Origin of the sequence: Paenibacillus sp. TAF43_2 (assembly GCF_052113545.1) — a bacterium.
GTDB lineage: Bacteria > Bacillota > Bacilli > Paenibacillales > Paenibacillaceae > Pristimantibacillus.
In genome coordinates, this window is the sequence record NZ_JBFRDK010000028.1 from 39,456 (window position 1) to 47,172 (window position 7,717).

The window sequence follows — 7,717 nt, forward strand, 5'->3', positions numbered from 1 at the left end:
ATGAAAGTGAAAACGATGGCCATGCTGCTCGCTTTTCTTATGATTGTAGCGGGAGCTTGCTATTTTCTAATTCCCTTTTTCCTTTTTCATACGGAGAAATACGATGTTTTGTGGAAGTGGTTTCCTCGAACCGAGAGTGCGGAATCTGCACTTTTATTAGCGTCTGAGGCGTCCGAACTGGTTACGGATTCGAGCGGCGACGATCGTATATTTATTTTCCCGAGCAGCAGCTCCTCCAGCGGAGGAGAACGAACGGCAGAGGAACGTATGCGCGAGATAAACCGGCTCGAACATTTGGTGGAGCAATATTCAACGTCGTCATATATTTATGGGGTTAAATTTAATTTGGGCAAGCTTTATATGTGGAACAAGGAGTGGGATAAAGCAGAACGGCTTTTTGCAGAGCTTGAAGCAAATGTGAATACCGGTACATTTCATGCGGATGAGGAGCTGCGAACCTATCAAGCGATTTTGAGTACAAGAACGGCGATACCTGATAAGCAGGCTGCTATAACAGGGAAAGTTAAGATTGGCGAAAAACCGGCTGCGAATGTGTTTGTTATATTGCACCGCAAGGATGCAAGCGGATGGAGCACGCCGCCTTATCTTCATTACCCGGTTGCCATTACAGATGAGCATGGTGTTTATCGTTTTTATGACGTGGATGCTAATAAGTATGAGGTTGGAGTCGGTGTCACCCCTGCTGAGGTAAATGGATATTACTTAACGCAGTCTGACCGAGAGTATGTGAGCGCTCTAGAAGGCAAAACAGAAACATACGATTTTCAATTTGTACCGCAAGTAAGTGTTATATCACCAGTTAATAAAGAGCAGCTAACCGGGGATAAATTGCAATTCGAATGGAATGCCTATCCGGGTGCGGATTACTATACGCTTTCGATAACGTCCATTTTCCGTATTAAAGATGGTAATACTGTTGGCGCTAATACAGTACAGCTCTCGGATGAGCGCTTTAAAGGAACGACAGCGGAGTACAGCTTGAAGGAACTCAGAGGAAATACGCTGGGATTTGGCAAAAGCATGGACTCGGGAGGAAATGTTGCTTTGTCTAATATCGGAGTGCTTGGCGCGGTTTATCCCGGGGGAGATTTCATATGGTCAGTTGATGCTTATGATGCGGGCGGGCGCAAAATATCGAGCTCTAGCGGCTATTACACGTCTCTAGTCCAGAAAACCCCGTTTTTCACGATGCCAGAGGAAGGGATGCTTGCTGGAGACAGGCTGGTCATTAAAGGGGAATATGAGGAAGCCATCGCGTCTTACAAGTCAGAAGGGGATAACGATGACGCACTGCGTCCGCTAGCTAGACTGATTTATTATGGCATTACGAAGGCAGACGGCGATCCAGCGGAAGCCTTGACTTATTTAGAGCGGGTAAGGGTTCCCAATGCTAGCGATAAGGACCTGATGAAGCAAATGAAAGAGAAGCTTGAAGGAGAGTAACTGTTTGACACGGATTTCTCGCTGGCATAGCATAGAAGGAAAGCAATTATGCGACAATTGATTTATGACAAAGCGAGGCGTGATCATTCATGAATGAGGTTTGGTTTTCAAGCTGGAGGCATGTGTTTAAGCTCGACCCTGATCGAGAAATTTCCGATGAGCAGCTTGACGCGATTTGTACCTCGGGTACCGATGCGATTATTGTCGGAGGCTCCAGCGGCGTTACTTTTGAGAATACAGTGGATCTTATGGCACGAATTCGCAGGTATGCGGTGGACTGTGCATTAGAGGTTTCTACTTTAGAGGGGGCGGTTCCCGGCTTCGACGGCTATTTTGTACCGCTTGTCCTTAATACGAGCAGAGCAGAATGGATTACCGGACGGCAAACCGAAGGGCTAATAGAATATGGCTCCTTCGTTCCTTGGGAAGAAACGGCGGCGCAAGGCTATATTATTTTGAATGAAGAGGCTACTGCTGCAAAAGTTACGGGTGCGCAAACGGAGCTGACAGAAGCAGAGCTCACCGCACATGTGCGAATGGCTGATCGGCTGATGCGCCTGCCGGTTGTTTATTTGGAATATAGCGGACGATTCGGCGATATGCAGCTGGTGAAACGGGCAAGAATGACAGCCACGCAAGCACGGGTATTTTATGGCGGCGGAATTGACAATGCAGACAAAGCTCGTCAAGCGGCAGAAGCTGCTCATACCGTCGTTGTAGGAAACATTATTTACAGCGATCTTGAAGCAGCGTTATCGACAGTGGCAGCTGTTAAGAATGTCTGAGTTGTTCCTGTTTTACCTATAGCCATGGTCTCAATGAAAAAAAGCATTCGCTGTATCTGATCCAGTTGCACTTAATTGACAATGGGACAGAACGGCAGATGCTTTTATTTGTTTATAGCGTTGACATACTTTCTGTCATAATTCAAGCTAATTCCTATATTCTCAAATTGACACAGCGGTAGCCGTTGTCTACACTGGTGAGAGGCGAACATATGCGAACAAAGGAGTCTGAGCATGTTGAATTATATGAGTATCGAGCAGGCGGTACAGAAGCTGAACCCGCCGCAGCGTGATGCTGTTCAAGCGACTGACGGGCCGCTTTTGATTATGGCGGGAGCGGGCAGCGGCAAGACTCGCGTTCTGACACATCGAATTGCTTACTTAATAGAAAAGAAGCGTGTCGCGCCATGGAGTATTTTGGCCATCACCTTTACGAATAAAGCATCACGAGAGATGCAGGAAAGGGTCAGTGCGCTTGTTGGACCATCAGGGCGGGACATTTGGGTATCTACCTTCCACTCGATGTGCGTGCGTATCCTCAGAAGAGATATCGATCGGATCGGTTTTACATCCAGCTTCTCTATTTTGGACTCTTCGGACCAGTTGTCGGTAATCCGCGGCTGTATGAAGGATATGAACATCGATACGAAGAAGGTTGAGCCGAAGGCGGTTCAAGCTGCAATAAGCGGAGCGAAAAATGAGCTGATCACGCCGGAGCAATTCGAGCAAAAGGTCGGCGACTATTTTGAGGGCATCGTTGCCCAAGTGTTTACGAAATACCAGAAAAAGCTGAGAAGCAATAACTCACTTGATTTTGACGATCTTATTATGATGACGATTCAGCTGTTTAAAGATGTACCAGAGGTGCTTGAATTTTATCAGAACAAGTTCAGATATATTCATGTGGATGAGTATCAGGATACGAACAGAGCACAATATATGCTGACCCGCATGCTTGCGGATAAACATCATAATATATGCGTAGTAGGCGACAGCGATCAGTCCATCTACCGCTGGCGCGGAGCTGACATTACGAATATCTTGAATTTTGAGGGCGATTATCCAGAGGCGCGGACGATCATGCTGGAGCAAAACTATCGTTCAACAGCAAATATTCTCGATGCAGCAAACGCGGTTATTAAGCTGAATACAGGGCGCAAGCCGAAGAAGCTATGGACGGATCAAGGCGCGGGTGATCTCATTGCACTCTATCAAGCAGATACTGAACATGATGAAGGATATTTTGTAACGGGGGAAATTCGCAAAAATGTGAATAACGGCTATAAATTTGCCAATCATGCGATATTATACCGTACCAATGCTCAGTCGCGGGTGATAGAGGAAATTTTGATTAAATCGGATATTCCTTATCAAATCGTTGGCGGCATTAAGTTCTATGATCGCAAAGAGATTAAGGATTTGCTCGGATATTTGAAGCTCGTTTCCAACCCGGATGACGATATAAGCTTGGTGCGTATCATTAATGTGCCGAAGCGGGGGATCGGGGATACAACGGTTGGCAAGCTTGCGGATGAAGCTGCGAGAAGAGGCACTTCCATTTACCGTGTATTGAACAACCTCGGAGAGGTTGAGGTGAATGCTCGGACACGGACGCTATTGCGCGAGTTTTATGAGATTATCGACAATCTTACACGGATGGTTGAATATTTATCGGTAACGGAGCTTACAGAGAAGGTGCTGGAGCTGTCGCAGTACCGGATGGAGCTGCATCAAGAGAACACGCTGGAGTCGAAGGCGCGTCTTGAGAATATCGATGAGTTTCTGTCGGTGACGATGGATTTTGAGAAGCGCAATGAGGATCGGACGCTCGTGGCGTTCCTAACTGATTTGGCACTCATAGCCGACATCGATTCCTTGAACAAGGATGAAGAAGAAGCAGAGAAGAACAAAGATGCGATTACACTGATGACCATGCATAGTGCTAAAGGACTTGAGTTTCCTGTCGTTTTCATTATCGGCATGGAGGAGAGCGTATTTCCGCATAGCCGTGCTCTTGCTGATAATGAAGAGCTTGAAGAGGAGCGGCGCCTTGCATATGTAGGGATTACCCGCGCGGAGAAACGGCTTTATCTGACATGTGCGCGGATGCGGACTTTGTTTGGCCGTACGAGCAGCAACATGCCTTCGCGTTTCCTGCAGGAAATACCAGAGAGCGTAAGAGAAGGCGCTTCGAGCGGCAGCGGCGGTTATTCACGTGGAAGCGTGGGCACTCGCAGCGGCGTTAGCGTCACGGGCGGTACTGGTGCGGCTGCGCAAGGCGCGAGCCGCGGGTTTGCCGGTCGCGCGCCAGCTGGCGGTGCGCCCGGTGCAGGCAGCCGTTCCCCAGGTATGGGGGGAACGGGCTCGGCCGCGATGGGCGGCAGAGGAGGCGGCGTGCGTGTCAGCACGCCGCTGCAAGAAGCCGCTCGGGCGGCTCAGGGCAGCAGCGCGGCGGGCGATGCCGCGCCTGGAACATTTGCGTCAGGCGATCGCGTGTCGCATGGCAAATGGGGAATTGGGGTTATCGTCTCCGTCAAAGGAACGGGCAAGGATATGGAGCTTAACATCGCATTCCCGGCTCCGGTTGGCATCAAGCGATTGCTTGCCGGCTTTGCCCCGATAACAAAAGTATAAGGTTGATCAGCCATTTTTGACGATTAGAAGGAGGAGCCTTCCGTGAACGCTCAATTAGAGAGAATGCAGCAGCTTGTTGCGATCATTGCAGAGCATAATTATCGCTACTACACGCTTGATCAGCCTACAATAAATGACACGGATTATGACAGGCTCTATGATGAGCTTGTCGCTTTGGAGAAGGAGACGGGCGTGCTTTTGCCTGAGTCGCCGACACAGCGAGTAGGCGGCGATTTGCTCAAAGGTTTTGAGCCGTACAAACACCGTGCTCGTTTATGGAGTTTGGACAAAGCTCAAAATACGGAAGACCTGCTTTCGTGGAATACAAGATTGCTTAAAGCAGTCGCCGATTATAATGCAAAACATCCGGAAGAAGAGCCTTTGCCGCAGCCTACTTATGTCGTTGAGCTGAAGTTTGACGGCTTGACCCTGAATCTGACCTACGAGGATGGACAGCTGGTTCAAGCAGCTACGCGCGGAAACGGTGCGATTGGCGAAGGGATATTGCAGCAGGTTCGAACAATACGTTCTGTTCCGCTCACAATTCCTTGGGCTGATGGTATTGTTGAAGTGCAGGGAGAAGGCATTATGCAGCTTTCGGTGCTCGCCAAATATAATGAAACGGCAGCTGAACCGCTCAAAAATGCACGGAATGCCGCTGCAGGCGCGCTGCGCAATCTTAATCCGCGGGTTACAGCCGAGCGGAAGCTGAACGCATTTTTCTATAATGTCGGCTACGCTGACGGAGTTTCTTTTGCAGATCATCATGAAATGCAGAAGTTTCTGAACGACAACCGCTTTAAGGTGAATCCATATGTAACGTATCAAAATACGATCGAAGAGGTTCAAGAAGAGCTGCTGCGTGTAACAGAAAAACGGGAGCAGCTGGATTTCCTCATTGATGGTGCTGTAATCAAGGTTGTAGATATGCGGACACGGGAAGCACTAGGTTATACGGATAAATTCCCTCGCTGGGCGGTTGCCTTTAAGTTCGAAGCGGAGGAAGCAGCAACAGTACTCGAAGCCGTGTCTTGGGAGGTTGGCCGTACCGGCAAAATAACCCCAGTCGCGCGCGTCGAGGCTGTTGAGCTCGCTGGTGTTACTGTACAAAACTGTACGCTCAATAATATTGGCGATATTGAACGCAAAAACCTCAAGTTCGCACTAGGGACACTTGTTACGATTCGCCGCTCAAATGATGTTATTCCAGAAATATTGGGCAAGGCAGATGATGTGCCTGGTGAAGAAATTGTGTTCCCAACCGTATGTCCATCATGCGGAACGGAGCTCGAGCAGCGGGGAGCTCACCTATTCTGCAATAATAAGCTGGGCTGCCAGCCGCAAATTATCGGCCGGATCACTCATTTTGCGTCTCGGGATGCAATGGATATCGATACGTTCAGCGTCATGACAGCAGAACAGCTATACAAAGATTGCGGAGTACGTGATCCTGCTGATTTGTACGCTCTTGCTTACGATGATCTGATTGGACTCGAACGATTCGGTGAGAAGAAGGCGCTCAAGCTGCTTGCCGCATTTGAAAAGTCCAAGGATAGAGAGCTTGCGTCATTCTTATTTGCCCTAGGCATTCCGAACACAGGCAAAGCAACAACGAAAATGCTGGCTGATCATTATGGAAATCTAGATGCTATTATGCAGGCGGAAGCTGCAGAGCTTATTACGCTTCCGGATGTTGGCGGTATTGTTGCTGAGAGCATCGTTGGATTTTTTCAAGATCCCATTATTATTGCGAGTATTGCCAGAATGCGCGAGCTAGGTGTGAAAGCTGAAGCGGAACAGCAGCTGGTTGCGAGGAATGATAGTGTATTCAGCGGGAAGACAGTCGTACTTACAGGTACGCTGCCGACGATGTCTAGGGATGAAGCTGCGAAGCTGCTCGAAGCTTGCGGAGCCAAAATCTCAGGCAGTGTATCTAAGAAAACAGATTTTGTTGTTGCAGGCGAAAGCGCAGGARGCAAGCTGACGAAAGCTCGCGAGCTTGGTATTACTGTTATAGAAGAGGAAGCAGAGTTAATGCGCCTTTTGGGTGAAACCGTTATATAGTAATAAGACGTTATTCAAAGCATTGTTTTGAATGCTTTAATAAGAAGGAGCTGTCCCTTAAGGTTATAGACCTTGAGGAATAGCTCCTTTTGTTTTTAGTAAAATGATGATGGATTACTATCCATAAATCAGAATAATGAGTGCGTTAAAATAAATTGTAATTGTAATTTTTTTCAACTTGTATTCTGTTTGCGTAAGTGATATATTATTTCTTGTCGCTTCTGAGACACGGACAAACAATTGATTGACTCACAAACATTTGTGAAACAAACGGTTGACAACGTTGGACGAAGATGATAATATCATTTCTTGTCACGACAAAATGTGACAAACAAGTTCTTTGAAAACTGAACAAATGGATCACGTCGATCCGATAATGTTTTAAAATAGCTAGTTAAGTATTGAGCAAGTCAAACACCAATTTGGAGAGTTTGATCCTGGCTCAGGACGAACGCTGGCGGCGTGCCTAATACATGCAAGTCGAGCGGAGTTGATGAGGTGCTTGCACCTCTGATACTTAGCGGCGGACGGGTGAGTAACACGTGGGTAACCTGCCTRTAAGACTGGGATAACATTCGGAAACGAATGCTAATACCGGATACGCGATATGGTCGCATGACTGAATCGGGAAAGATGGAGCAATCTATCACTTAYAGATGGACCCGCGGCGCATTAGCTAGTTGGTGAGGTAACGGCTCACCAAGGCGACGATGCGTAGCCGACCTGAGAGGGTGATCGGCCACACTGGGACTGAGACACGGCCCAGACTC

General features: G+C 48.0%; 4 protein-coding genes and 1 rRNA gene. All 5 read left to right on the forward strand.

Features of this window, described 5'->3' with window-relative positions; genetic code table 11:
- Entirely contained in the window at window positions 1-1,464 is a 1,464-nt protein-coding gene (locus AB4Z17_RS08750) for a hypothetical protein (RefSeq protein WP_441959302.1), read from the forward strand.
- Between the two features lie 89 nt (window positions 1,465-1,553).
- Window positions 1,554-2,249, forward strand: a complete 696-nt coding sequence (locus AB4Z17_RS08755) for a heptaprenylglyceryl phosphate synthase (protein ID WP_430057042.1) — start codon at window positions 1,554-1,556, stop codon at window positions 2,247-2,249.
- A gap of 234 nt (window positions 2,250-2,483) precedes the next feature.
- Window positions 2,484-4,883: a DNA helicase PcrA gene (gene pcrA / locus AB4Z17_RS08760; protein ID WP_441959304.1), complete on the forward strand. Its 2,400-nt coding sequence runs from the start codon at window positions 2,484-2,486 to the stop codon at window positions 4,881-4,883.
- Window positions 4,884-4,946: 63 nt separating this feature from the next.
- Complete coding sequence (gene ligA / locus AB4Z17_RS08765; RefSeq protein ID WP_441959305.1) at window positions 4,947-6,947, forward strand: NAD-dependent DNA ligase LigA; 2,001 nt, start codon at window positions 4,947-4,949, stop codon at window positions 6,945-6,947.
- Window positions 6,948-7,366: 419 nt separating this feature from the next.
- Window positions 7,367-7,717, forward strand: a 16S ribosomal RNA gene (locus tag AB4Z17_RS08770); the annotation flags it as partial.

Bases quoted from the DNA above. Each gene is read 5' to 3' on its own strand.
- AB4Z17_RS08750 (WP_441959302.1), top strand. From the start codon at position 1: ATGAAAGTGAAAACGATGGCCATGCTGCTCGCTTTTCTTATGATTGTA.
- AB4Z17_RS08755 (WP_430057042.1), top strand. From the start codon at position 1,554: ATGAATGAGGTTTGGTTTTCAAGCTGGAGGCATGTGTTTAAGCTCGAC.
- pcrA (WP_441959304.1), top strand. From the start codon at position 2,484: ATGTTGAATTATATGAGTATCGAGCAGGCGGTACAGAAGCTGAACCCG.